Source organism: Streptomyces sp. NBC_01497 (assembly GCF_036250695.1).
Lineage (GTDB): Bacteria > Actinomycetota > Actinomycetes > Streptomycetales > Streptomycetaceae > Streptomyces.
In genome coordinates this window covers 2,173,023-2,197,895 of sequence record NZ_CP109427.1, presented here as the reverse complement: position 1 = coordinate 2,197,895, position 24,873 = coordinate 2,173,023, and the positions used below count along the sequence as shown (strand labels likewise).

At 72.3% G+C, this 24,873-nt stretch carries 21 protein-coding genes and 1 pseudogene; 11 read left to right on the top strand and 11 right to left on the bottom strand.

Features of this window, described 5'->3' with window-relative positions:
* The first annotated feature begins 17 nt into the window (after window positions 1–17).
* Window positions 18–581 (top strand): TetR/AcrR family transcriptional regulator, encoded by a 564-nt coding sequence (locus OG310_RS09245; RefSeq protein ID WP_329460090.1) that lies wholly within the window; start codon window positions 18–20, stop codon window positions 579–581.
* A gap of 40 nt (window positions 582–621) precedes the next feature.
* On the opposite strand, the gene OG310_RS09240 is transcribed toward OG310_RS09245, so the two are convergent.
* Complete coding sequence (locus tag OG310_RS09240) at window positions 622–1,470, bottom strand: M23 family metallopeptidase (RefSeq protein WP_329455403.1); 849 nt, start codon at window positions 1,468–1,470, stop codon at window positions 622–624.
* Between the two features lie 273 nt (window positions 1,471–1,743).
* Here OG310_RS09240 and rpsB point away from each other — a divergent pair, with 273 nt between their 5' ends.
* The 9 genes and pseudogenes from rpsB to OG310_RS09195 all read left to right on the top strand — a co-directional run.
* Window positions 1,744–2,721, top strand: coding sequence for a 30S ribosomal protein S2 (rpsB, locus tag OG310_RS09235; protein WP_329455402.1), 978 nt, complete (start codon window positions 1,744–1,746; stop codon window positions 2,719–2,721).
* 86 nt (window positions 2,722–2,807) lie between these two features.
* Window positions 2,808–3,650, top strand: coding sequence for a translation elongation factor Ts (gene tsf, locus OG310_RS09230; RefSeq protein WP_329455401.1), 843 nt, complete (start codon window positions 2,808–2,810; stop codon window positions 3,648–3,650).
* A 189-nt stretch (window positions 3,651–3,839) separates the two neighbouring features.
* Window positions 3,840–4,619, top strand: a complete 780-nt coding sequence (pyrH, locus tag OG310_RS09225) for a UMP kinase (RefSeq protein ID WP_329455400.1) — start codon at window positions 3,840–3,842, stop codon at window positions 4,617–4,619.
* Between the two features lie 193 nt (window positions 4,620–4,812).
* The gene (gene frr / locus OG310_RS09220) at window positions 4,813–5,370 is read left to right on the top strand and encodes a ribosome recycling factor (protein ID WP_329455399.1); all 558 of its coding nucleotides are present in this window, start codon (window positions 4,813–4,815) and stop codon (window positions 5,368–5,370) included.
* Window positions 5,370–6,662 (top strand): phosphatidate cytidylyltransferase, encoded by a 1,293-nt coding sequence (locus tag OG310_RS09215; protein WP_329455398.1) that lies wholly within the window; start codon window positions 5,370–5,372, stop codon window positions 6,660–6,662. Before frr ends, OG310_RS09215 begins: the two co-directional genes overlap by 1 nt.
* A 339-nt stretch (window positions 6,663–7,001) precedes the next feature.
* Entirely contained in the window at window positions 7,002–8,114 is a 1,113-nt protein-coding gene (gene rlmN / locus OG310_RS09210) for a 23S rRNA (adenine(2503)-C(2))-methyltransferase RlmN (RefSeq protein ID WP_329455397.1), read from the top strand.
* Between the two features lie 332 nt (window positions 8,115–8,446).
* Window positions 8,447–9,565 (top strand): thiamine ABC transporter substrate-binding protein, encoded by a 1,119-nt coding sequence (locus tag OG310_RS09205; RefSeq protein WP_329455396.1) that lies wholly within the window; start codon window positions 8,447–8,449, stop codon window positions 9,563–9,565.
* Between the two features lie 118 nt (window positions 9,566–9,683).
* Window positions 9,684–11,294 carry an ABC transporter permease gene (locus OG310_RS09200; RefSeq protein ID WP_329455395.1) on the top strand — a complete coding sequence of 537 codons (1,611 nt, stop codon included), beginning with the start codon at window positions 9,684–9,686 and terminating at the stop codon, window positions 11,292–11,294.
* Window positions 11,294–12,331, top strand: a pseudogene (locus OG310_RS09195) (ABC transporter ATP-binding protein); the annotation flags it as partial. The gene OG310_RS09200 and the pseudogene OG310_RS09195, both read left to right, overlap by 1 nt.
* Window positions 12,332–12,522: 191 nt before the next feature.
* Here OG310_RS09195 and OG310_RS09190 read toward each other — a convergent pair.
* The 7 genes from OG310_RS09190 to OG310_RS09160 form a co-directional block, all read right to left on the bottom strand.
* Window positions 12,523–12,966: a GNAT family N-acetyltransferase gene (locus OG310_RS09190; protein WP_329455394.1), complete on the bottom strand. Its 444-nt coding sequence runs from the start codon at window positions 12,964–12,966 to the stop codon at window positions 12,523–12,525.
* A gap of 167 nt (window positions 12,967–13,133) precedes the next feature.
* On the bottom strand, window positions 13,134–14,294 hold the full coding sequence (locus OG310_RS09185; RefSeq protein ID WP_443078590.1) for an LOG family protein: 1,161 nt from the start codon (window positions 14,292–14,294) through the stop codon (window positions 13,134–13,136).
* A 76-nt stretch (window positions 14,295–14,370) separates the two neighbouring features.
* Window positions 14,371–15,651 carry a hypothetical protein gene (locus tag OG310_RS09180; RefSeq protein ID WP_329455393.1) on the bottom strand — a complete coding sequence of 427 codons (1,281 nt, stop codon included), beginning with the start codon at window positions 15,649–15,651 and terminating at the stop codon, window positions 14,371–14,373.
* Between the two features lie 199 nt (window positions 15,652–15,850).
* Window positions 15,851–16,990: a hypothetical protein gene (locus OG310_RS09175; protein WP_329455392.1), complete on the bottom strand. Its 1,140-nt coding sequence runs from the start codon at window positions 16,988–16,990 to the stop codon at window positions 15,851–15,853.
* The gene (locus OG310_RS09170) at window positions 16,972–17,700 is read right to left on the bottom strand and encodes an ABC transporter ATP-binding protein (RefSeq protein WP_329455391.1); all 729 of its coding nucleotides are present in this window, start codon (window positions 17,698–17,700) and stop codon (window positions 16,972–16,974) included. Before OG310_RS09170 ends, OG310_RS09175 begins: the two co-directional genes overlap by 19 nt.
* A 202-nt stretch (window positions 17,701–17,902) precedes the next feature.
* Entirely contained in the window at window positions 17,903–19,282 is a 1,380-nt protein-coding gene (locus OG310_RS09165) for an aspartate aminotransferase family protein (RefSeq protein ID WP_329455390.1), read from the bottom strand.
* Entirely contained in the window at window positions 19,267–19,758 is a 492-nt protein-coding gene (locus tag OG310_RS09160) for an Lrp/AsnC family transcriptional regulator (protein WP_329455389.1), read from the bottom strand. The genes OG310_RS09165 and OG310_RS09160 overlap by 16 nt, the downstream gene beginning before the upstream one ends.
* A gap of 182 nt (window positions 19,759–19,940) precedes the next feature.
* Between OG310_RS09160 and OG310_RS09155 the strand changes: the two genes are divergently transcribed.
* Window positions 19,941–21,380 carry a gamma-aminobutyraldehyde dehydrogenase gene (locus OG310_RS09155; RefSeq protein WP_329455388.1) on the top strand — a complete coding sequence of 480 codons (1,440 nt, stop codon included), beginning with the start codon at window positions 19,941–19,943 and terminating at the stop codon, window positions 21,378–21,380.
* Window positions 21,381–21,605: 225 nt separating this feature from the next.
* On the opposite strand, the gene OG310_RS09150 is transcribed toward OG310_RS09155, so the two are convergent.
* From OG310_RS09150 to OG310_RS09140, 3 genes are all read right to left on the bottom strand, one after another.
* Complete coding sequence (locus OG310_RS09150) at window positions 21,606–23,210, bottom strand: MFS transporter (RefSeq protein ID WP_329455387.1); 1,605 nt, start codon at window positions 23,208–23,210, stop codon at window positions 21,606–21,608.
* 143 nt (window positions 23,211–23,353) lie between these two features.
* Window positions 23,354–24,055, bottom strand: a complete 702-nt coding sequence (locus OG310_RS09145) for a YoaK family protein (protein ID WP_329455386.1) — start codon at window positions 24,053–24,055, stop codon at window positions 23,354–23,356.
* A gap of 246 nt (window positions 24,056–24,301) precedes the next feature.
* A complete protein-coding gene (locus OG310_RS09140) occupies window positions 24,302–24,871 on the bottom strand; it encodes a GTP-binding protein (RefSeq protein ID WP_329455385.1) in 570 nt (189 codons plus the stop codon).
* Window positions 24,872–24,873: the final 2 nt, after the last annotated feature.

Here is a 24,873-nt window from a genome sequence, read left to right as displayed (position 1 = left end):
GGATTCGAGCGGCCTCCGTGGCCGAGCACCGGACCATGCAGCGCGACGCCCTGCTCGACGCCGCGCGCACCCTGCTGTCGGAAGGCGGCACCGAGGCCCTGACCTTCCCCGCTCTCGCCGAGCGCACGGGTCTCGCCCGCTCGTCCGTCTACGAGTACTTCCGCTCCCGCGCCGCCGTCGTCGAGGAGCTGTGCACCGTCGACTTCCCGGTGTGGGCGGCCGAGGTGGCCGCCGCCATGGCCGCCGCGGCGACCCCCGAGGCCAGGATCGAGGCGTACGTCCGCACGCAGCTCGCGCTGGTCGGCGACCGGCGTCACCGCGCCGTCGTGGCGATCTCCGCCAGCGAGCTGGACGACGGCGCCCGCGAGAAGATCCGCGCCTCCCACGGCGGGCTCGTCGCCATGGTCGTCGCCGCGCTCGGCGACCTGGGCCACCGCAGCCCCCGGCTGGCCGCGATGCTCCTTCAGGGTGTGGTGGACGCGGCAGTCCGCCGTATCGAACTCGGGGCGGCCGAGCAGCCCGGCGAGATCGCGGAGGCCGCTGTGGCCATGGCGCTCGGGGGCGTCGCCGGGCGGCCCTGACTCCGGGGATCCGCCGGGCTCCGGGTCTTCGCGGGCTCCGTCAGGACCGGCTCGTACGCAGGCCGCGCCCCGGGTCTTCGCGGGCCGTCGGAGCCGGGGCCGGCGCCACCCGGGCCCAGGTGCCGGCGGGCCCCGTCGGCACGTGCGCCGGCGCCACCCCGTCCCAGGTGTGCGCGGGATCCGGTGACGACGCCGCCGCGCCCCACAGCGGCAGGAGGCGCGAGGGCCCGGGACGCAGCAGGTCCGGCGGAAGCAGCGAGAGCGGATCGAGGTAGACGGTCCCGCGCAGCAGCCCCCAGTGCAGACAGTCGGCGGCACAGTGGAAGGGCCCCGCGGCGAGGCGCCCCACCGGCTGCCCCGCCCGCACCAGGTCCCCCTTCCTCATCAGCGGCACCACCGGTTCGTAGGTGATGCGCAGGGGCGGCGCACCGGTGCCGGACAGGGCGATCGACAGCACCCCGCGTCCCGCGACCCGGCCCGCGAAGGACACCCGGCCCGCGGCCGCGGCACGCACCGGGTCACCGGCCCGCGCCGCGAGGTCCACGCCCCGGTGCCCGGGCCCGTACGCCGACGAGGGCGGCAGCCATCCCCGGACGACCCGGGGCCGGGTGCCCACCGGCCAGGCCCGCGCGTCGCCGGCCGCCGGCCCGGGAACGGCAGCGGTATCGGCCGGGGCCGGGAGCGCGGCGGCGGCCGGCGGCGGCCGGCGGCCCGGCCCGGGGCCGGCCGGAGCCGGGAGGAGGACGGAAGCGGCCCGCGGTGGGAACGTGGAGGCGGCCGGAGGCGGCCCGGGAACGGAGGCGACCGGGGGCGGCGGCGCGGCGGTGGCGGTCGGGGCGCCGGTGGCCAGGAGTACCGCGACGACCAGCGGAAGAGGCGCAGTGATCATGCGCCAACTCTTCCCTTCCGGCACTCCGCCGTGGGGATCATGAACGGCATCTGTGGACAAGACGGCGGTTGTGGACAACGCCGTCACCTGGGGGTCCGAAGGTCCCGTACACTTCTTGTGCGGCCCGGGTCACCGGGTCGACTTCGCACGCCCCGACGCCGGCGTTCACCTACCGGCGTCAGCGCCTCTCGGTCCTTTGTGGCACGGCGCGCAGGGCGTCAGGCGCGACCGCCGTCCGACGGCCGCGAAAACCGAGTATCTAGGAGTACGGCCATGGCCGTCGTCACGATGCGGGAGCTGCTGGAAAGCGGCGTCCACTTCGGTCACCAGACCCGTCGTTGGAACCCGAAGATGAAGCGCTTCATCTTCACGGAGCGCAACGGCATCTACATCATCGACCTGCTCCAGTCGCTGTCGTACATCGACCGCGCCTACGAGTTCGTCAAGGAGACCGTCGCGCACGGCGGTTCCGTGATGTTCGTCGGCACCAAGAAGCAGGCGCAGGAAGCGATCGCCGAGCAGGCGACGCGCGTGGGCATGCCCTACGTCAACCAGCGCTGGCTCGGCGGCATGCTGACCAACTTCTCCACGGTCTACAAGCGCCTCCAGCGCCTCAAGGAGCTGGAGCAGATCGACTTCGACGACGTGGCCGCCTCCGGCCTCACGAAGAAGGAGCTCCTGGTCCTCTCGCGTGAGAAGACCAAGCTGGAGAAGACCCTCGGCGGTATCCGCGAAATGCAGAAGGTGCCGAGCGCCGTCTGGATCGTCGACACCAAGAAGGAGCACATCGCCGTCGGTGAGGCGCGCAAGCTCCACATCCCGGTCGTCGCGATCCTCGACACCAACTGCGACCCCGACGAGGTCGACTACAAGATCCCGGGCAACGACGACGCGATCCGCTCCGTCACCCTGCTCACCCGCGTGATCGCCGACGCCGTCGCCGAGGGCCTCATCTCCCGTTCCGGCGTCGCGGCCGGCGACCAGAAGCCGGGCGAGAAGGCCGCCGGCGAGCCGCTCGCCGAGTGGGAGCGGGACCTGCTGGAGAAGAAGGACGACGCCGAGGGCGCCGAGAAGCCGGCTGACGCCGACGCTGACGCTGAGGCCGAGGTCCAGACCTCCGCCGAGACGGCCAAGGTCGCCGACGCCGAGCAGACGGAGGAGGCCCCGGCCGCCGCCGAGGCCGAGGCTGCCGCTGAGGCCCCCGCCGAAGAGGCTCCGGCCGCCGCCGCGGACGCCGCCGAGCAGGCCTGACCTCACGGTTCGGAAAGACGGCGGGGGCCCTTGGCCCCCGCCGTCCAGCCGTAGATCTTCGACTTCTTAAGAGAGAAACTACAGAGATGGCGAACTACACCGCCGCCGAGGTCAAGAAGCTCCGTGAGCTCACCGGTGCCGGCATGATGGACTGCAAGAAGGCGCTCGACGAGGCCGACGGCAACGTGGAAGCCGCGGTCGAGCTGCTCCGCGTCAAGGGCCAGAAGGGCGTCGCGAAGCGCGAGGGCCGCAACGCTGAGAACGGCGCCGTGGTCTCCCTCATCGCCGAGGACCACACCTCCGGTGTGCTGCTGGAGCTGAAGTGCGAGACGGACTTCGTCGCCAAGGGCGAGAAGTTCCAGGCCGTGGCCGCCGCGCTCGCCGAGCACGTCGCGAAGACGTCGCCCGCCGGCGTCGAGGCGCTGCTCGCCTCCGAGATCGAGCCGGGCAAGACCGTCCAGGCGTACGTCGACGAGGCCAACGCCAACCTCGGCGAGAAGATCGTCCTCGACCGCTTCGCGCAGTTCCCCGCGGACGGTGGCTTCGTGGCCACCTACATGCACCGCACCATGCCCGACCTTCCGCCGCAGGTCGGCGTCCTGGTCGAGCTGGACAAGGAGAACGCCGAGATCGCGAAGGACGTCGCGCAGCACATCGCCGCGTTCTCGCCGAAGTACCTCACCCGTGAGGACGTCCCGGCCGACATCGTGGAGAACGAGCGCCGCGTCGCCGAGGCCACCTCGCGCGAGGAGGGCAAGCCCGAGGCCGCCCTGCCGAAGATCGTCGAAGGCCGGGTCAACGGTTTCTTCAAGGAGGTCACCCTCCTCGACCAGCCGTTCGCGAAGGACAACAAGAAGTCAGTCAAGAAGGTCCTGGACGAGGCCGGTGTCACGCTGAAGCGCTTCGCGCGCATTCGCGTCGGCGCCTGACCGCGACGTCGGCGCGAGTGCGCCGACGCAGTCGTACACGGAGGACGGCGGACCCCGCTAGGGTCTGATGCAGTCGTCGGCCGCGTACGTGCCGGATGATCGCAGATCCGACGAGGAGGCCATTGCCGCCAGGGACGACACCCGACCCACCGGCAATGGCCTTCGTCGTATGTGTACGAGGAGAACCCCATGAGCAACGGCGTGGACGCCGACCATTCCCCCGACGACCGCACCGCCGACGGCCCGAGGCCCCGGCGTTTCATGCTGAAGCTGTCCGGTGAGGCCTTCGCCGGAGGGGGAGCGCTCGGCGTCGACCCCGACATCGTGCACGCCATCGCCCGCGAGATCGCGGCCGTCGTCCGGGACGGCGCCCAGATCGCGCTCGTCATCGGCGGCGGCAACTTCTTCCGTGGCGCGGAGCTCCAGCAGCGCGGCATGGACCGGGCGCGCTCCGATTACATGGGCATGCTCGGCACGGTCATGAACTGCCTGGCCCTCCAGGACTTCCTGGAGAAGGAGGGCGTCGAGACCCGCGTACAGACCGCGATCACCATGGGTCAGGTCGCGGAGCCGTACATCCCGCTGCGCGCGGTGCGCCACCTGGAGAAGGGCCGCGTCGTCATCTTCGGTGCGGGCATGGGCATGCCGTACTTCTCCACCGACACCACGGCGGCCCAGCGGGCCCTGGAGATCCACGCGGAAGCCCTGCTCATGGGCAAGAACGGCGTCGACGGCGTCTACGACTCCGACCCCAAGACCAACCCGGGAGCCGTCAAGTTCGACGCGCTCGGGTTCAGCGAGGTCATCTCCCGCGACCTGCGCGTCGCCGACCTGACCGCCATCACCCTGTGCCAGGACAACAAACTGCCGATCCTGGTCTTCGAGCTGCTGGCCGAGGGCAATATCGCGCGCGCGGTCAAGGGTGAGAAGATCGGCACTCTCGTGAGCGACCAGGGCAGCAGGGGCTGACGTCCGCGCGGCCCCGTCTTCGCAGGGACACGGCCCGTAGGAGCTCAGCCTCCCGCGGACGCAGCCCAGCACCGTATGGACAAAGCCCTGCCGGTCGGACACCGTGCAGGAAAGACGCGACGCAGGTACCGCCGGACCCGTGGGGACCGCACCACCGGTGGCACACCGCACTCACAACACGCAGGAGCAAGTGGTGATCGAAGAGACCCTCCTCGAAGCCGAGGAAAAAATGGAGAAGGCCGTCCTGGTCGCGAAGGACGACTTCGCAGCGATCCGCACCGGACGCGCCCACCCGGCGATGTTCAACAAGATCGTCGCCGACTACTACGGCGCCATGACACCGATCAACCAGCTCGCCTCGTTCTCCGTGCCCGAGGCACGGATGGCCGTGGTGACCCCGTTCGACAAGAGCGCCCTGCGCAACATCGAGCAGGCCATCCGCGACTCGGACCTGGGCGTCAACCCGAGCAACGACGGCAGCATCATCCGGGTGGTGTTCCCCGAGCTGACCGAGGAGCGGCGCCGCCAGTTCATCAAGGTCGCCAAGACCAAGGCCGAGGACTCCAAGATCTCGATCCGCGCGGTGCGCCGCAAGGCCAAGGAGACCATCGACAAGCTGGTCAAGGACGGCGACGTCGGTGAGGACGAGGGCAGGCGGGCGGAGAAGGAGCTCGACGACACCACGACGAAGTACGTCGCGCAGGTCGACGAGCTGCTCAAGCACAAGGAATCCGAGCTGCTTGAGGTCTGATGAACGACTTTTCCCGCGGTATCCCGCCGGCCGCCGGCTACGGGGGTCCGTCCTACCAGGGGGCCCGCCCGGCGGGTCCCGCCCACGATGAGCCCGAGGCCCAGCAGACTCGGCCCATGCCCATCGTGCCCGACGGCCCCGTATCCGAAGGACCCGTGACCGGCGGTCCGTGGTCCGGCGGCCAGTGGTCCGGCGGTCCTCTGCCGGGCGGGCCCCCGCCCGGCAGCCTCCCGCAGGGGGGCTCCGAGCGGGGAAGCGCCGCGCCCGGTGCCTTCGTGCCGGGTGCCCCGGTGTCCGGGGACCCCGGGACTGGCCCCGCCCCGTCGCCCGGGGGCTACCCGCCCCCGCGGGACGAAGCCGTCGGCCGGGAGGCGGGACGCCCCCTGGCCGGACCCCTGTTCCGTGACGAGACGCAGCAGGAGCCCATGCCCTCGCACCAGGCGTCCGACCCGTCGCCCGACCAGCCTCCGCAGAAGAAGCGTGCGGGCCGTGACCTGCGCGCCGCGATAGGGGTAGGGGTCGGCCTCGGCGCCGTGGTCGTCGCCTCGCTGTTCATCGTCAAGGCCGTGTTCGTCGGGGTGATCGCGGCGGCCGTCGTGGTCGGTCTGTGGGAACTGACGAGCAGGCTCGGCGAGAAGAAGGGCATCAAGGCGCCGATCGTCCCGCTCGCCGTGGGCGGCGCGATGATGGTCGTCGCGGGGTACGTGTGGGGCCCGGAGGGCGCCTGGATCGCGATGGCGCTGACCGCGCTCGCCGTGCTGGTCTCGCGGATGGCGCAGCCGCCCGACGGCTACCTGCGGGATGTCACCGCGGGCGTGTTCGCGGTGTTCTACGTTCCATTCCTCGCCACGTTCGTCGCGCTGCTGCTGACGGCGCACGACGGTCCCTGGCGCGTGCTCACGTTCATCATCCTGACCGTCATCAGCGACACGGGTGCGTACGCGGTCGGCTGGCGGTTCGGTACGCACAAGCTGGCGCCGCGCATCAGCCCCGGCAAGACCCGCGAGGGCCTGGCCGGTGCGATCGCCTTCGCGATGGTGGCCGGCGCGCTGTGCATGCAGTTCCTGATCGACGACGGGGCGTGGTGGCAGGGCCTGCTGCTGGGGCTCGGCGCCGCGGTCAGCGCGACGCTCGGCGACCTCGGCGAGTCGATGATCAAGCGGGACCTCGGGATCAAGGATATGGGGACCCTGCTGCCTGGCCACGGCGGCATCATGGACCGCCTGGACTCCCTGCTCCCCACGGCGCCCGTCGTGTGGCTGCTGATGGTGATCTTCGTCGGTTCGCACTGACGGCCGGCGTCCGGCCCGTTCCGGGCGGGATGGCCCGGGGTCCGGGCGGGATGGCCCGGCCCGAGCAGGATCGCCTGGTCCGAGCGGGATCCTGGCCGCCGGTGGCGGGTCCGGTCGCCGGCCGGAATCGGTCTCCGGCGAAGCAGGTACGCTGAAGGGGTCCGCCGCGTGTCGCGGTGGACCCCTTTGTGTCCCGCTCCGGCGCCCGCGTCGCGCAGCACGCGCCGCGCGAGAGCGCGCCGTGAGACCGCCCGCGGCGGTAGCGGCCCCCGCCCTGGGCGGTGTGCTCCGCGGGGACGGGACCCGCCCCACCACCGTCGTACCGAGGAGTTGTCGCTGATGGCCGCGCCGAAGCCGGGAGAACTGACGTTCGCCGCGCCCAAGGGCGTGAAGCGTCCGCCGCGGCACCTCGCGGACCTCACGCCGGCCGAGCGCCGTGAAGCGGTCGCGGCCGCGGGGGAGAAGCCCTTCCGCGCCAAGCAGCTGTCCCAGCACTACTTCGCGCGGTACGCGCACGAACCGGCGCAGTGGACGGACATCCCGGCCGGCTCGCGGCAGCGGCTCGCCGACGCGCTCCTGCCGGACCTGATGTCCGTCGTACGGCACATCTCGTGCGACGACGACACGACGCGCAAGACGCTCTGGCGGCTGCACGACGGCACGCTGGTCGAGTCCGTGCTCATGCGCTACCCGGACCGGGTCACCATGTGCATCTCCTCGCAGGCGGGCTGCGGCATGAACTGCCCGTTCTGCGCCACCGGTCAGAACGGTCTGGACCGCAACCTCTCGACCGCCGAGATCGTGCACCAGATCGTGGACGGCATGCGCGCCCTGCGCGACGGCGAGGTGCCGGGCGGTCCCGCGCGGCTGTCCAACATCGTCTTCATGGGGATGGGGGAGCCGCTCGCCAACTACAACCGGGTCGTCGGGTCGATCCGCAGGCTCACCGACCCCGAGCCGGACGGCCTCGGCCTCTCCCAGCGCGGGATCACCGTCTCGACGGTCGGTCTGGTCCCGGCGATGCTGCGCTTCGCGGACGAGGGGTTCAAGTGCCGCCTCGCCGTCTCGTTGCACGCGCCGGACGACGAACTGCGCGACACGCTCGTACCGGTGAACACGCGCTGGAAGGTGCGGGAGGTGCTGGACGCCGCCTGGGAGTACTCCGAGAAGTCCGGCCGCCGGGTCTCCATCGAGTACGCGCTGATCCGTGACATCAACGATCAGGCGTGGCGGGGCGACCGGCTGGGCCGCCTGCTCAAGAACAAGCGCGTGCACGTCAACCTCATCCCGTTGAACCCGACACCCGGCTCCAAGTGGACGGCCTCCCGTCCCGAGGACGAGAAGGCGTTCGTGGACGCGATCGCGGCGCACGGCGTGCCGGTGACCGTGCGCGACACGCGCGGTCAGGAGATCGACGGGGCGTGCGGGCAGCTGGCGGCGTCCGAGCGCTGACGGCGCGGCCCGCCCCCGCCCCGGCCGGGTCCACCGGGCGCCCGCGCGGATGCCTGACAGCTCCTGTGTACCCTGGGTGCGAAACGCCTCGCATACAACCGATACGCACCACCCGACAGGGGAGCGCCACAGCGCTGAGAGTGCGGCGACGGCCCGGGAACGCCTCGTTCCCAGGCTCAGGCCGCAGACCCTCTGAACCTCGCCCAGGTCATTCTGGGTAGGAAGTCCGGTCGTTACTCAAGCTGTTGCGCCCTGCCCCGGTTCCCGTTCCCCGGTGGACCGGGGCAGGGCCGCGTCTCTTCCTGGACTGGATGTCCCAGGAGGAATGAGAAGTGCCCAGCACCAAGAAGCTCGTCTCGGCGGCACTTGCCGCCGCGCTCGGTGTCACCGCCCTCGCCGCCTGCGGCTCGGGCGGCAAGCAGGCGGGTGCCGGCAGCGGCGGGGACTCCGGCGCGTCGGGGTCCAAGACGGTCACGCTCGTCAGCCACGACTCGTTCGCCGCCTCGCCCGCCGTGCTGAAGCAGTTCACCGAGGAGACCGGCTACACGGTCAAGGTCCTCAAGAGCGGCGACGCCGGTGAGGCCGTCAACAAGGCCATCCTCACCAAGGGCGACCCGCAGGGCGACGTCTTCTTCGGCGTCGACAACACCCTCCTCAGCCGCGCTCTCGACAACGGGCTGTTCACCCCGTACACCGCGAAGGGCCTCGGCCAGGTCGACCCCAGCACCCGGCTGGACGGGACCAAGCACCGCGTCACGCCCATCGACAGCGGCTACCTCTGCGTCAACTACGACCGGAAGTACTTCACCGACCACGAGCTGGCGCCCCCGAGCACCTTCGCCGACCTGGTCAAGCCGCAGTACAAGAACCTGCTGGTCACCGAGAACGTCGCGACGTCCTCGCCCGGCCTCGGCTTCCTCCTCGGCACCGTCGCGAAGTACGGCGACTCCGGCTGGCAGGGCTACTGGAAGAAGCTCCAGGCCAACGGCGTCCAGGTGGTCGACAGCTGGGAGCAGGCCTACGACCAGGACTTCTCCGGCTCGGCCGGCGGCAAGAAGGCCAAGGCGACCCGGCCGCTCGTCGTCTCGTACGCCTCCAGCCCGCCGTCCGAAGTGCTGTACGCCAAGCCGCAGCCCAGGACCCCGGCGCAGGCGCCGACCGGTGTCGCGACCGGCACCTGCTTCCGGCAGATCGAGTTCGCGGGCCTCCTCGACGGCGCGAAGAACACCGCGGGCGGCAAGGCACTGATCAACTTCATGATCAGCAAGCGGTTCCAGGAGGACATGCCGCTCCAGATGTTCGTCGACCCGGTGGTCAAGGGCGCCAAGGAGCCCGCCGTCTTCACGAAGTTCGGGGCGAAGATCACGAACGGCGAGACCATGAGCCCGTCCCGGATCGCCGCGCACCGCGATCAGTGGATCCAGACGTGGTCCTCGCTCGTGGTGAAGTGACGTGACGCTCGCGCCCGGCCGGCCGGGGGAGCCCGCGGGCGCCGGGCCGGGGACGTCGCGGCCCGCGCCCGTCGGAAGGCGTCGCGCGCTGCGTCCCGGGGCGACCAGACTCGCGCTGATGGCCGTGCCGTTCGCCTTCTTCGCGGTCTTCTTCGCCTACCCCGTCATCTCCATCGTGGGGCGCGGCCTGAAGACGGCGGACGGCTGGCAGTTCGGCGCGGTCACCCGGGTGCTGGGCCGGGCGGACATCCTGCACGTGCTGTGGTTCACGCTGTGGCAGGCCCTCGCCTCGACGGGGCTCACCCTGCTGGTCGCGCTGCCCGGCGCGTACGTCTTCGCCCGGTTCTCCTTCCCCGGCAAGCAGGTGCTGCGGGCGGTCGTGACCGTGCCGTTCGTGCTGCCGACCGTCGTCGCGGGCACCGCGTTCCTGGCTCTGCTCGGCCGTGGCGGACTGCTCGACCAGCTGTGGGGCGTCAGGCTCGACACGACGGTCTGGGCGATCCTGCTCGCACACGTCTTCTTCAACTACGCCGTCGTGGTACGGACCGTCGGGGGCCTGTGGTCGCAGCTGGACCCCCGTCAGGAGGAGGCCGCCCGGGTGCTCGGCGCCGGCCGGTTCGCCGCCTGGCGCAAGGTGACCCTGCCGGCGCTCGGACCCGCCGTCGCCGCCGCCGCGCTCATGGTGTTCCTCTTCACCTTCACCTCCTTCGGCGTCATCCAGGTCCTCGGCGGTCCCGGTTTCTCCACCCTGGAGGTGGAGATCTACCGGCAGACCGCGCAGCTGTTGCAGCTGCCGACCGCCGCGATCCTCACGCTGGTCCAGTTCGTCGCGGTCGGCGCGGTGCTCGGTGTCCACGCCTGGACCGTTCGCCGCAGGGAGAGCGCACTGCGCCTCGTCGACGCGGCCACCACGGCCCGAGGGCCGCGCGGGGCGGGGCAGTGGGCGCTGCTGTCCGGCGTTCTCCTCAGCATCGCCCTGCTGCTCCTGCTGCCGCTCGGGGTACTCGTCGAGCGGTCGTTCGCCACACCGGGCGGATTCGGTCTCTCGTACTACCGGGCGCTGACCGCGCTCGACGCGAGCGGCACCTTCCTGGTGCCGCCGCTGGAATCCGTCGGGAACTCGCTGCGGTACGCGGCGGTCGCCACGGCGATCGCGCTGGTGATCGGCGGCCTCGCCGCCGCGGCCCTGACCCGCAGGGCCGGACGGCTCGTGCGGGGCTTCGACGCGCTGCTGATGCTGCCGCTCGGGGTCTCCGCCGTCACCGTCGGCTTCGGTTTCCTGATCAGCCTCGACAAGCCCCCGCTGGACCTGCGCAGCTCCTGGATCCTGGTGCCGCTCGCCCAGGCGCTCGTCGGCGTGCCGTTCGTCGTCCGGACGATGCTGCCGGTGCTGCGGGCGGTCGACATCAGGCTGCGGGAGGCCGCCGCGGTGCTGGGCGCCTCCCCGCTGCGTGCCTTCCGCGAGGTGGACCTGCCGCTGGTGGGGCGGGCGCTGCTGGTCGCGGCCGGGTTCGCGTTCGCGGTCTCGCTCGGCGAGTTCGGGGCCACCGTCTTCATCGCGCGGCCCGACAACCCGACCCTGCCGGTCGCCGTCGCGCGGCTCCTCGCCCGCCCCGGCGACCTGACCTACGGCGAGGCGATGGCGCTGTCCACGGTCCTGATGATCGTGTGCGCCGCCTCGCTGCTGCTGCTCGAACGCATCCGCACCGACCGCTCGGGAGAGTTCTGATGGCGCTGCTGACCCTTCAGGACGTGAGCGTGCGGTTCGGGGCGCGTGCCGCACTCGACGCCGTACGGCTCGACGTCGCCGAGCACGAGATCGTCAGCGTCCTCGGGCCCAGCGGCAGCGGCAAGTCCACGATGCTGCGGGTGGTCGCGGGTCTCCAGGCGCCGGACAGCGGGCGGGTGCTGCTGGAGGGCGCGGACCAGGCCCGGGTGCCGGTGCACCGCAGGGGCGTCGGCCTGATGTTCCAGGACCACCAGCTGTTCCCGCAGCGCGACGTGGCGGGCAACGTCGCCTTCGGCCTGCGGATGCGCGGCGTCTCGCGCGCCGAACAGCACGAACGCGTCGAGGAGTTGCTCGAACTGGTGGGGCTGCCGGGCGCGGGCGGACGGGCCGTCGCCACGCTGTCCGGCGGGGAGCAGCAGCGGGTCGCGCTCGCCAGGGCACTCGCGCCCCGCCCCCGGCTGCTGATGCTGGACGAGCCGCTGGGCCAGCTCGACCGTGGCCTGCGCGAGCGGCTGGTCGTCGAACTGCGCGGCCTGTTCAACCGGTTGGGGACCACGGTGCTCGCCGTCACACACGACCAGGGCGAGGCGTTCGCGCTCGCCGACCGGGTCGTGGTGATGGGCGAGGGGCGCGTCGCGCAGAGCGGCACACCGCTGGAGGTGTGGCAGCGTCCGGCGTCGGCGTTCGTGGCGCGCTTCCTCGGCTTCGACAACATCGCGGCGGCGAACGTCCGCGGCACGACCGCCGACACCCCCTGGGGCGCCCTGCCCGTGGTGCCCGGCTCGCCGCAGGGCGCGCGGACCGTGCTGGTACGGCCCGCGGGACTGCGCCTGACGGCGCCGGGCGAGGGCCCCGGCGGGGCGGACGGCCTGCGCTGCGTGGTCGAGGCCCGGACGTTCCGGGGCAGCCGCGTCACCGTGCGGCTGCGGCCCGCGGACGGGGCGCAGCCGCTGGACGCCGAATGCGCGCTGACCGACGCGCCGCGCGAGGGCGACACGGTCGGTGTCACCTTCGTCTTCGGCGATGTGCTGGTGCTGCCGGATCCCTTCGACAGCGCGGACCCGTCGCAGACGGGACGCGGCCCCCGGCGCCCGGCGGACGCGGGCGGGCCGGGCACGCCCGGTGGCAGCCACACGGGGACCGGAGCCACCCGGGGCCCCGGTCCCGCCGCGGAGACCCCGCCCTTCCCGGCCTCCCCGGAGAACGGGAGCTCCGGCTCGGCGGGGCGTCAGAACCGCAGCGCGTAGTACCGGAGCCGGTCGTCCTCGCCGACCTGCCGCATCCCGGCCGCCGCCATCACCCGCTGCGACGCGAGGTTGCCGTGGTCGGTGTCGCCCTTCACACCGCGCACGCCCAGCGCCCGCAGGTGGGCGAGAAGCCCGCGCAGCGCCTCGGTGGCGTAGCCGTTGCCGTGCTCGGACGCGATGACGCTGTAGCCGACCGTCACGGTGTCCTCGGCGTCCGGCGGGCCGTTGAAGCCGAGGCCGCCTATCGCGTACCCGTCGCTCCCGCGCCGGATCTCGTACGTGCCGAACGGCGTCGGATCCCCGCTGATCGAGCACGTCGCGAGGTACGAGCTGACGCCCTTGACGTCGAACGCGTCCGGGTAGCCGGGCGCCCAGCGGTCACCGGGTCCCGGCTCGCCCGCGACGACCCGTTCGGCCTCGTCCACCGTCAGCGGGTGCAGGACCAGCCGTGCCGTCCCGACATCCGGGGATCCGAGGCCCCCGGGCCTTCGGGGCCCGCCGGCTCGCTGACCGGCATCCCCGGACCCGGCGTCCCGGGACCGGACGTCCCCGGATCCGGCACCCTCCGCGCCGCTGCCCCCCGCCCCGGCCATCAGACGCCGGCCGCCCGCCGCGTGAGCGCGGCCAGCGCCGCAGGCGCCTCGTCCACCGTGTCGACGAGCGCGATCCGGTCCTGCATGGCCCGCCCCTCGGCGAGCGCGCGGAGCAGGGGCCAGGCCGGCAGGTCCGTCGTCCAGTGCTCCCGGTCGACCAGGACCATCGGGGCGGGCTCGCCGCGCGACCCGTAGTAGTTGGGCGTCGCCGCGTCGAAGATCTCCTGCACGGTGCCGGCCGCGCCCGGCAGGAACACGACTCCGGCGGTGCACCGGGCCAGCAGCCCGTCCTCGCGCAGCGCGTTGGCGAAGTACTTCGCGATGTGGCTCGCGAACGGGTTCGGCGGCTCGTGCCCGTAGAACCAGGTCGGGATCCCCACGGAACGTCCGCCGTCCGGCCGGCGCGTCCTGATCGCGAAGGCGGCGCGGGCCCAGTCGGTGACGGACGGCCGGAACGACGGCGTCGCGCCGAGCAGCTCCAGCGCCTCTCCCAGCGCCTCGTCGTCGAACGGCGAGAGGTACGCGCCGAGGTTCGCCGCCTCCATCGCGCCGGGGCCGCCACCCGTCGCGACGGTCAGCCCGGCCCGTGCCAGCGTCCTGCCGAGGCGGGCCGCGCCCGCGTACGCGGCGGTGCCGCGCTCCATCGCGTGGCCGCCCATCACCCCCACCACCCGCGCCCCGGAGAGGAATTCGTCGAGGGCGTCGGAGACCGCGTCGTCGTGCACGGCACGCAGCGTCGAGGCGAGGATGTCGCCGTCGTCCTTGGTGCGCTGGAACCAGGCGTACGCGCGGGCGTCGGGCGTCACCTCGTACCCCTCGCCGGACAGCCCCTCGAAGAGCTGGTCGGGGGTGTACAGCAGTCCGCGGTACGGGTCGAACGGCAGGTTCGGCACCGGCGGGAAGACCATCGCGCCGTCCGCGCGCACCTTCGCCAGGGCCTCGGGTTGCATCGGACAGCCGAGGAAGACGGAGCCCGCGGTGTCCAGGTCGAGCAACTGCCGCGTACGGTCCGTCAGATCGACGGACTGCACCCGGTATCCGCCCAGCGCACCCCCCGCCGCCCTGAGGTCGAACTCCTCCAGCGTCTCGATCTCCCGGTCCGCCGGAAGCCCGTGCTCGCTGCGCTCACCCGGTTCATGTCTCTGCTGCGGTATCGGCACCGCGCCATCGTAGTGCGGGGCGCGGGTCCGCCCCGGCCGCGTCCTTGCCTTCCGGCGGCCGGGGCGGACCGGGAGGTCAGGCGCGGTGCCGCCTGCCGCGGCGGGTGAGGACGGTCAGGGCGCCCCCGCCGAGCAGCAGCAGTGCCGCGCCCGCACAGGCCGCGAGCGTGGCCTTCCCGTTGCTGCCGGTGCTCGCCAGCCGCGCGTCGGCTCCGAGCGGCACGGTGGCGGACGGCGTGGGCGAGGGGGAGGTGCCGGGGACCGGCCCGGAAGCGGAGGCGTCGGCGGACGGGCTCGGGGAGCCGCTGCCCCCGGACGTCGCCGACGGCCCGGTGGACGGGGTCGCCGAGGAGCCCGGTGCCGAGGCCGAGGACGACGGCGACGGCTTCGTCGTTCCCGTCCCGGCGCGAAGGACCGTCACCGTCGTGGGCGACCCGCACATCGTCGTCCCGTGGAACGGCGTGGCCTCGTTGACGTACACGCAGGTGCGCAGCGTCGCGCTGCCGAGCGGCGCCGAGGAGTCCCATGAGACCCGCACCGGTGTCGTGGTCGTCGCCCCCGCGGCGAGGGACGAGTTCGCCGGGGCGAGGTAGTGACCGACCTCGTCGGGGTCGGCGGTGCCCAGGGGGATCCCGGGCAGGGTGGTCCAGACGCCGTCGCGCAGGACCCGCACCGTGGTGTGCCGGCCGGTGAACAGGACATGCCCGAGGTTCTCGTAGCGGGACGGGGTCCCGTTGGTGAGGACGGCGCTGAACCGGGCGGGCTTCCCGCCGGCCACCACCGTTTCGGGCACACCGGCCAGGTGCTCCGAGGGCGACTCGACCGCGATGGTCCGGGTGTCGCGGACCTTCGCGACCCAGGAGCCGTCGAGGGCCGTCACGGACGAGGTGAGCCGGATCGCGTCCGTACCGCCGTTGCTGTCCCCGTGGTGCGGCTCGCCCATCGGCAGGCCGATCCTCAGGTGGACCGTCCGGGCGGCGGCCGGGGCCACCGGGATGTCGAGCGGCAGCAGGCCCGAGAACTCGCCGTCCGCGTAGTCCAGAGGGGCCCGCTTCCAGGACCCGTCATCGCCGCGGTAGTCCACCAGCAGGCCGTTCGACGGGACACCGTCGCCGGCGATCGCGTCGAGGGCGAGACCGTACTTCTGAGCTGTGGCGCCGGTGTTGCCGATCGTCTCCGTGAACTCGACCGGCGCACCGGCGAACCCCACCGCGGCGGGGCCGTTCACCGTCAGGGTGGTGTCGTCGGCCGCCGGCGCGGCCGAGGCGGCCGGCGCGGTGATCACCGCGCCCAGGGCCACCAGCAGGGCCGCCCCCGCGAGAGCGAGCGGTCGGCGGGCATGGATGGTGCGATACATGAAGAATCCCCCCAGATTCTCTTCGTGCCCCGGGCCGCTCCTTCGGATGCGCCGACGGCTCTCGGGGCGACGGGCTCAACGGCCCCGCGCCATGGGCGGGTTCGTGGCCTCTGTTAGGAAGGACGCATGCCGTGGCAGCCGGTTCCCGCCGCCGCGATGTTTCTCCCGGCGGCCGGGGAAGGTCCGCCCGCCGGCGGGGTCAGCGGCCCAGGGGCGCCGCGGCCAGCTCGGCGACGAGCCAGGTCAGCGGGGCGAAGGCCGCCGCGAGGACGAGGACACGCACCCCGGCGGCCGTGCGCAGGACCGCCGCGGGGGCGCCCGCGGCGAGCAGGGACGCGGAGGTCTCCTGGCGGGCCTGGACCGCCTCAAGGGCGGCGGTGAGCAGGGTTGCCACCGCGCAGCCGATGACCACGCCGGCGCCGAGTCCCGTCAGGGCGCCGTACGGGCGCTGGTCGCCGGGACCGTGGAGGGCGGCGGCGGCGAACGTGCCGGACACCACGGCGCACAGCACACCGAGCGGCCGGCCGAGCCGCGCGGCCTGCGTCATCAGTGCCCGGCCCGCCAGCAGCCGTACGGCCCCGGGCCGCGCCGCCTGGAGCAGCCAGCCGCACACGTGGCTGACGCCGGGGCCGACGAGCGCGAGACCGACGGCGGTCAATGACCAGCCGACGAGCACTCCGGCGGGGCTGCCGTCGAAGTGGCCGGGCAGCGGAAGCGCGGCGCCACCGCCCCGGCCGGCGTACGTCTCGACGGCGAGGCCCGCGGCCGTCAGGGCCACGCCCCACGGCAGTGAGACCGGAGCGGGCCGCGTCCCCGCGCCCTCCGCGTGGCGGGCCCGGGCGGCGGGCCGCAGCGCGAACGCGGCGGCGGCCGACGCCAGCACCGGAACGGCGGCCAGTAGCAGCACCACCGCGCCGACCGGCAGCGGCCGGTCCGCGGCGAGCAGGTCGCGCGCCGCGCCGGCGAACGGCAGCCGCGGCCCGTCGCCCCGCAGGTGCCAGAACAGCAGCAGCGCCACCAGCGAACCCGCGAAGGAGGCCACCGCGGTCGTCGCGGCGCCGTACGCGGTCAGCCGCACGGGCCCGAGCCCGATGGCGGAGAGCCCGGGGCGGGGCGTCGTGCCCGGGTCCGTACGGGCCACCGCCACCGCGAGCTGCACGGCCGCGGCGGCCGGGATGACGCACCACACGAGGCGCAGCACCGCGCCCTGGGGGTGTCCGACCGCCCACATCAGCGTGCACAGCAACAGCAGGCCGACGCCCGCCGAAGCGGCGGCCACCAGCAGACGGCGGAGCTGGACCAGCGGGCGCGAACCGCGCGCTAGACGGAGAGCGAGCACGCCTCTTGCCCCTCCGCCTCGGGGTCGGTCGGCGCGTCCGCCCGGCGGCCGTCGACCAGCCGGACCGTGTCGTCGGCGAGCGCCGTCACCTGGTCGTCGGCTCCGGTCAGGACGACGGTGATCTGGTGCGAACGTGCCGCCGTCGTCAGCGTCCGCAGGACATGCACGCGGTCACTCGCGTGCAGTGCGGCGGTCGGCTCGTCCGCGAACAGCACCGCTGGGGCAGTGGCCAGCGCGCGCGCCACCGCGATGCGCTGGCGGCGGTCCTGCGGCAGCGCGGCCGGCTTGCTGCGGGCGCAGTCCGCGACGTCGAGCCGCTCCATCCACTCCAGCGCGGTGGCCTTCGCGGCCCGGTGGGAGCTGCCGCGCAGCAGCAGGGGCAGGGCCGCGTTCTCCCACCCGTTGAGTTCGGGGACGAGGGAGGGCGTCGGGCCCACCCAGCCGAAACTGTCGCTGCGCAGCCGCTCGCGCCGGGCGGCGCCGAGCGTGTGGATCTCCTGGCCGTCGAAGAAGACCTCGCCCTCCTGCGGCACCAGCTGCCCCGACAGGCAGCGCAGCAGCGTGGTCTTGCCGCTGCCGCGCGGTCCGCACACGGCGAGGATGTGCCCCGCGCGGACACCGAGCGACACCCCGGTCAGCGCGGGGAAGCCCCCCAGGGAGCAGTGCAGGGAACGCGCCGCAAGGACGTCGTTGTCGGGCGGGGCCACCATCGCGTACACCTCGGTTCTGATCGGACGGTCCGTCCCGGTACGGGAAGGGACTTCGGAGCAGATCGTCACCAGGCACGGTAGGCAGCGGGGCCGGGGGCGGGGGACAGTACGCGGCACGGGTGCCCCTGTGTCACCCGAACGGGGGTGGCGGGGGGCCACAAGGGGCACCCGGGCGGCGGCTCGCCCCTTCGGGCCCGCGGGATCAGAGCTTCGTCCAGGCCTCCGTCAGGACGGAGCGCAGGATCCGCTCGATCTCGTCGAACGTCGACTGGTCGGAGATCAGCGGCGGCGCCAGCTGGACCACCGGGTCGCCGCGGTCGTCGGCCCGGCAGTACAGGCCGTTGTCGTAGAGCGCCGGCGAGAGGAACCCGTACAGGACCCGCTCGGTCTCCTCGTCGGTGAACGTCTCCTTGGTGGCCTTGTCCTTGACCAGTTCGATGCCGTAGAAGAAGCCGTTGCCGCGGACGTCGCCGACGATCGGCAGGTCGTGGAGCTTCTTCAGCGTCTCGAAGAACGCGGACTCGTTGTCCAGCACGTGCTGGTTGAGGCCCTCGCGCTCGAAGATGTCGAGGTTGGCGAGGCCCACCGCGGCGGAGACCGGGTGTCCGCCGAACGTGTAGCCGTGCAGGAAGGTGTTGTCGCCCTGGTAGAACGGCTCCGCGAGCCGGTCGGAGACGACGCACGCGCCGATCGGCGAGTAGCCGGACGTCATGCCCTTGGCGCAGGTGATCATGTCCGGCACGTAGTCGAACTTGTCGCACGCGAACATGGTGCCGAGCCGGCCGAACGCGCAGATCACCTCGTCGGACACGAGCAGCACGTCGTACTGGTCGCAGATCTCGCGCACCCGCTGGAAGTAGCCGGGGGGCGGCGGGAAGCAGCCGCCCGCGTTCTGCACCGGCTCCAGGAACACCGCGGCCACGGTCTCCGCGCCCTCGAAGAGGATCTCCTGCTCGATCTGGTCGGCGGCCCAGCGCCCGAAGGCCTCCGGGTCGTCGCCGTGGATCGGCGCACGGTAGATGTTGGTGTTGGGGACCTTGCGCGCGCCCGGCACCAGGGGCTCGAAGGGCGCCTTCAGGGCCGGCAGACCGGTGATGGACAGGGCGCCCTGGGGTGTGCCGTGGTAGGCGACCGCGCGCGAGATGACCTTGTACTTGGTCGGCTTGCCGGTCAGTTTGAAGTACTGCTTCGCGAGCTTCCACGCCGTCTCGACGGCCTCGCCGCCGCCCGTCGTGAAGAACACCTTGTTCAGGTCGCCCGGCGCGTGGTGCGCGAGCCGCTCCGCGAGTTCGACCGCCTTCGGGTGCGCGTACGACCACACGGGGAAGAAGCCCAGCTCCTGGCCCTGCTTGTACGCGGCCTCCGCCAGCTCGTGGCGGCCGTGACCCGCGTTGACCACGAACAGGCCCGACAGGCCGTCCAGGTAGCGCTTGCCGGCGTCGTCGTAGATGTAGGTGCCCTCGCCCCGCACGATGGTGGGCACGGGCGCGTTCTCGTAGGACGACATGCGGGTGAAGTGCATCCACAAGTGGTCGTACGCGGTCTTGGAGAGGTCCTTGCTCACGGCTATCGGGTTCCCCACATGTAGGTCTGCTTCTTCAGCTTGAGGTAGACGAAGCTCTCGGTGGAGCGCACGCCGGGGAGCGTGCGGATCCGTTTGGTGATCACTTCGAGCAGGTGGTCGTCGTCCTCGCAGACGATCTCGACCATGAGGTCGAAGGAGCCCGCGGTCACCACCACGTACTCGCACTCGGACATCGCGGTCAGCGCTTCCGCGACGGCGTCGAGGTCGCCGTCGACGTTCACCCCGACCATCGCCTGCCGCCGGAACCCCACGGTGAGGGGGTCGGTGACGGCGACGATCTGCATCACGCCCTGGTCGAGCAGTTTCTGCACGCGCTGGCGCACGGCGGCCTCGGAGAGCCCGACGGCCTTCCCGATCGCCGAGTACGGGCGCCGCCCGTCCTCCTGGAGCTGCTCGATGATGGCGAGGGAGACGGTGTCGATCCCATGGGCGGAGGCGTTCCCGTTCCTGAACTCTGCGCTGCGACTGACCACATTCCTCACTCTGCCTTGCTCCTCGTCGGTCACGCAACCCTCTATCGATGAAATTCGTTGTTCTGGGACCCGAAATAAACCGAATCCGAAGTTACGGGGCGTCGGGCCTGTCGAAAGCGTCGAGCGACTGACTAGGGTGGGTGTCTCACACATCGGACATCCGACCAACAGGAGGGGTGGCAGTGACCACCGAGCCGCGCCGTCTGCGCAACTACATCAACGGGGAGTTCCGGGACGCCGGCGACGGCCGCACCACCGATGTGGTGAACCCCGCCACCGGAGAGGTCTACGCCACGGCGCCGCTGTCCCGCGCCGCCGACGTCGACGCGGCCATGAAGGCCGCCGCCGCCGCGTTCCCCGCGTGGCGTGACACCACGCCGGCCGAACGGCAGAAGGTGCTGCTGAAGATCGCCGACGCCTTCGAGGAGCGGGCGGAGGAGCTGATCGCCGTCGAGTCGGAGAACACCGGCAAGCCCCTCGGCCTGACGCGCACCGAGGAAATCCCGCCGATGGTCGACCAGATCCGCTTCTTCGCGGGCGCCGCGCGGATGCTGGACGGCCGCTCCGCCGGCGAGTACATGGACGGCCTCACCTCCTTCGTACGGCGCGAGCCCGTCGGCGTCTGCGCGCAGGTCGCCCCGTGGAACTACCCGATGATGATGGGCGTGTGGAAGTTCGCCCCGGCGCTCGCCGCGGGCAACACCGTGGTCCTCAAGCCGTCCGACACGACCCCGGCCTCCACGGTCCTGATGGCCGAGATCATCGGATCCATCGCGCCGAAGGGCGTCTTCAACGTCGTCTGCGGCGACCGCGACACCGGCCGCGCCATGGTCGAGCACCCGACGCCCGCGATGGCCTCCATCACCGGGTCCGTCCGCGCCGGCATGGAGGTGGCGGGATCCGCCGCGAAGGACGTCAAGCGCGTCCACCTGGAGCTCGGCGGCAAGGCGCCCGTCATCGTCTTCGAGGACGTCGACATCGCCAAGGCCGTCGAGACCATCTCCGTCGCCGGCTACTTCAACGCCGGGCAGGACTGCACGGCCGCCACCCGCGTCCTCGTGCACGAGTCCATCCACGACGAATTCGTGGCCGAACTCGCCCGCGCCGCCGCCGGGACGAAGACCGGTGCGGCGGACGACGACGACGTGCTCTACGGTCCGCTCAACAACGCCGCCCAGCTGGAGCGCGTCAGCGGGTTCATCGAGCGGCTGCCCGCCCACGCCAAGGTCGAGACCGGTGGTGAACGCGTCGGCGACAAGGGGTACTTCTACGCGCCGACCGTCGTCTCCGGGCTGCGGCAGGACGACGAGATCATCCAGAACGAGGTGTTCGGCCCGGTCATCACCGTCCAGCCCTTCACCGACGAGGCCCAGGCTCTCGCGTACGCGAACGACGTCGAGTACGCGCTCGCCTCGTCCGTGTGGACCAAGGATCACGCGCGCGCCATGCGTCTGTCCAGGGCCCTCGACTTCGGCTGCGTCTGGATCAACACGCACATCGCGCTGGTCGCGGAGATGCCGCACGGCGGGTTCAAGAAGTCGGGTTACGGCAAGGACCTGTCGTCGTACGGCTTCGACGACTACACCCGCATCAAGCACGTGATGACGGCGATCGAGGACTGACTCCCGGGAGCGAACCCCGGGGCTGGCGCGGGAGAGCGCGCCGGCCCCGGGCCGCCGGAGGCGGCGGGCCGGAGCTGCGGCAGAGCGGTCGAGGCGGGTCACGGAGCCTTCGGATCCCCGGAGTCCGCGTGCGCCGGGCGCCGGGTTCGCGACGACGCCGGCCGCGCGAGGGCCCCCGCGGCCGTACCGCCCCCGCCGCCTCGGGGGACGAAGTCCCGCGTGGCCTCACGGGGATGGCTGGGCGAAGTCCTTGGTGCGGATCGTGGCGAAGGAGACCACGCCGGCGGCGAGGGCGACGATCGCGCCGACGAGGAAGATCTCATTCAGGCCCGAGGTGAAGGCTGCCGCGGTCAGATGCCTGACGGGCGCGCGGGCCTCGGCCGGGAGAGATCCGAGAGTCCGGGTGACCGTACCTGACTCGACGGCGGTGGAGATCTGCGGGCCACGGCCGGCCAGGCCCGGGACGGCGCCGATGTGGTCGGTGACATAGGCCTTGACCCTGCCGGAGAACAGGGTGCCGAGCAGGGCGATGCCGGTGGCGATGCCGATCTGGCGGAATGTCGAGTTGATGCCCGAGGCCATGCCGGCTTGCGGCGGCTGTACGACGCCGACGGCCGTCGACGCCAACGGCGGGTTGACCAGGCCGAGGCCGGCGCCGGACATGATGAGCCCCGGAATCAGATGGGTCCATTCGCTGGAGGCGTTCAGACCGCGCATCCACAGCAGGCCGCCGCCGGTCAGCAGCAGACCGGGTCCGATCAGGAACCGCACCGGCATCCTTGCGGAGAGCCGTCCCGACACGGTCGACATCACCAGGAGGCCGGCGGAGATCAGCAACAGCCGCACGCCCGCGCCCAGAGCGCTGAACCCGAGCACGTCCTGGAGATAGAGCACGAGGTAGAGCAGCAGCGAAAGGATCGAGGCGCTGAGAGCGAACGCCGCCACCAGCCCCCCGGTGAAGGTCGGCTTCCGGAAGAGCGACAGGTCGAACATGGCCTGCCGGGTTCGCAGCTCGACCACCACGAAGACGGGAATCAGCGCGACCGCCCCGGCCAGGCAGCCGATGACGACGGGGTCGGAGAACGAATCGTGGCTCGACTGGATCAGCGCGTACACCAGGCTCGACAGGGCGGCTGTGAAGAGGACGAAGCCCGGCCAGTCGGGGTGGCGTGCCGCCGGATGACGGGAGTCGGCGACCTTCAGCAGGGTGATCGCGACGGCGGCCACGCCGATGGGCAGGTTGACGTAGAAGATCCACTCCCAGGACAGGCCCGTGGTGAGCACACCGCCGAGCAGCGGTCCGACGGCCACCGCCAGTCCGGTGATCGTGCCCCAGACGCCGAAGGCGATCCCCCGGTCCTTGCCGCGGAACGCGTCCGCCAGCAGAGCCAGCGAGACCGAGAACATGATGGAGCCGCCGATTCCCTGCAGGCCCCGCGACAGTTGCAGCATCAGCGCGCTGCCGGCGAGGCCGCAGAGCAGCGAGGCGAGACTGAAGACCGACAGGCCGACCACGTAGAGCCTCTTGCGGCCGTACATGTCCGCGAGACTGCCCGCGGTGAGCAGCAGCGCGGCCAGCGTGAGGGAGTAGGCGTCGACGACCCACTGCAGGTCGGAGAAGCTGGCGTGCAGCGACCGCTGGATGTCGGGCAGCGCGACGTTCACGATGGTGATGTCCAGCAGGAGCATGAACGTACCGAGGCACACGGTGGTCAGCGTCCACCACTTGTTCGGCGCGGGCGGAGTGCGGCCGTGCCGGGGGCCCGTGGAGGCGCCCGCCGCGAGAGGGGAGCGGCCCGGCTCGGGCAGTTCGGGCTCGGTATCGGGCATGCTCGCTCCTCCGCCTCGGCCTGACGGGCCTCCCCGTCCCCGTGACTATCTCCTTCTCACGACCCGGCCGTCTCCTCACCGCGCGGGCCGGGCGGCCGAAACCAGGCCCATGGCCTCGACGGGCCGGCCGGGGGGACCGGGAGTCAGGGCCGGTGCCGCGTTCCGCGCTCTCCGGCCTCGTCGACCACGAAGAGCAGCAGGCCCAGCGAGAGCAGACCCGCGGCCACCCAGGCCGCGTGATTGCCCCACCAGCTCGTGACCAGACCTCCCGACGCCGCTCCGCACAGGAACGCGAGACAGATGGTGGTGAAGGACCGGGCCTGCCGGCCGGCGCCGTGCTCTCGCAGAATCCTGGACCGGTACGCCGCGCGCGTAGCGGTGCGGACGTTCCCGGTGGCCATCGTGCTGTTGAACGTCCAGTCGCGCAGGGTGTCGAAGGTGGAGTTCTGGACGGCGGCGGCGAACGCCACCAGCAGGACGACGACCAGGCTGACGGTGGCCTGCGGCAGCGCGCCCACCACCAGCAGTACGGCGATCTCGGCGATGATGGCCACGCGGTCGGGCCGGCGGACCGCTCGGCCCCGGCGCGGATGCATCAGCGACTCGGCCACGAGGATGCCGAGGACGAACGCGACCAGCGGCGGCACGTGGGCGATGGCGGCGCGCCAGTGCCGCTCGGCGCCGAACACTCCGAGGAGCACGATGTTGCCGCTCTGCGCGTTGGCGAAGACGCCTCCGTGGCCCACGTAGGTGAAGCCGTCCAGGAACCCGCCCGTGAGAGTGAGGAGCGCACCCAACCGCAAGGAATGCGAAGTATGCCGCTTCTGTCGGGGTTCACGCTTCATGCGGGCATGCTCGCACCGCCCGGTGGAGTTCTCGCGGTGCGACGACACCGCCACCCGAGGGCGCTGGGCTCCCTCGCCCCGGTGGTGCGCGGGACTCCGGGCCCGGCCCCCTGTGGCGCACGCTGGGGGGCCTCGGAGGAGGCGGCCGATTCCCTCGCCGGGTTCCGGGACGCGCGGGCGTGCCGCCGGGCCGGAGCCCCGGCCGTTCACACGCGGGACGCGGGACGCGGGCCGCCGCCGGCGCGGTCAGCCGACCGGCGCGGCCGCCTCGATCAGTTCGTCGACCAGGGCCAGCAGCACGTCCCTGCTGAACGTCCGCTGCCGCACGTCGCCCACGAGCAGCGGGATCCGCGGGTCGAGGTCGAGCGCCGCCCGGATCTCCTCGGGGGGCCGCGTGTTGTGCCCGTGGAAGCAGTTGATCGCCACCACGAACGGGATGTCCCGGCTCTCGAAGAAGTCGATGGACGCGAAACTCATGTCGAGCCGCCGGGTGTCGGCGATCACCACCCCCCCGAGCGCGCCGTTGACGAGGTCGTTCCACATGAACCAGAAGCGTTCCTGGCCCGGCGTGCCGAACAGGTACACCACCAGCTCGGGGCTGACCGTGATCCGTCCGAAGTCCAGCGCGACCGTCGTCGTCTCCTTGCGGTCGACGCCCGACAGGTCGTCCACGCCGACACTGGCGCGGGTCAGGTACTCCTCGGTGCGCAGCGGCTCGATCTCGCTCACCGAGCCGACCATGGTGGTCTTGCCGACGCCGAACCCGCCGGCGATCAGTATCTTCACGGCGGCGGGCGCCGCCTGACTGGTGGTCATCG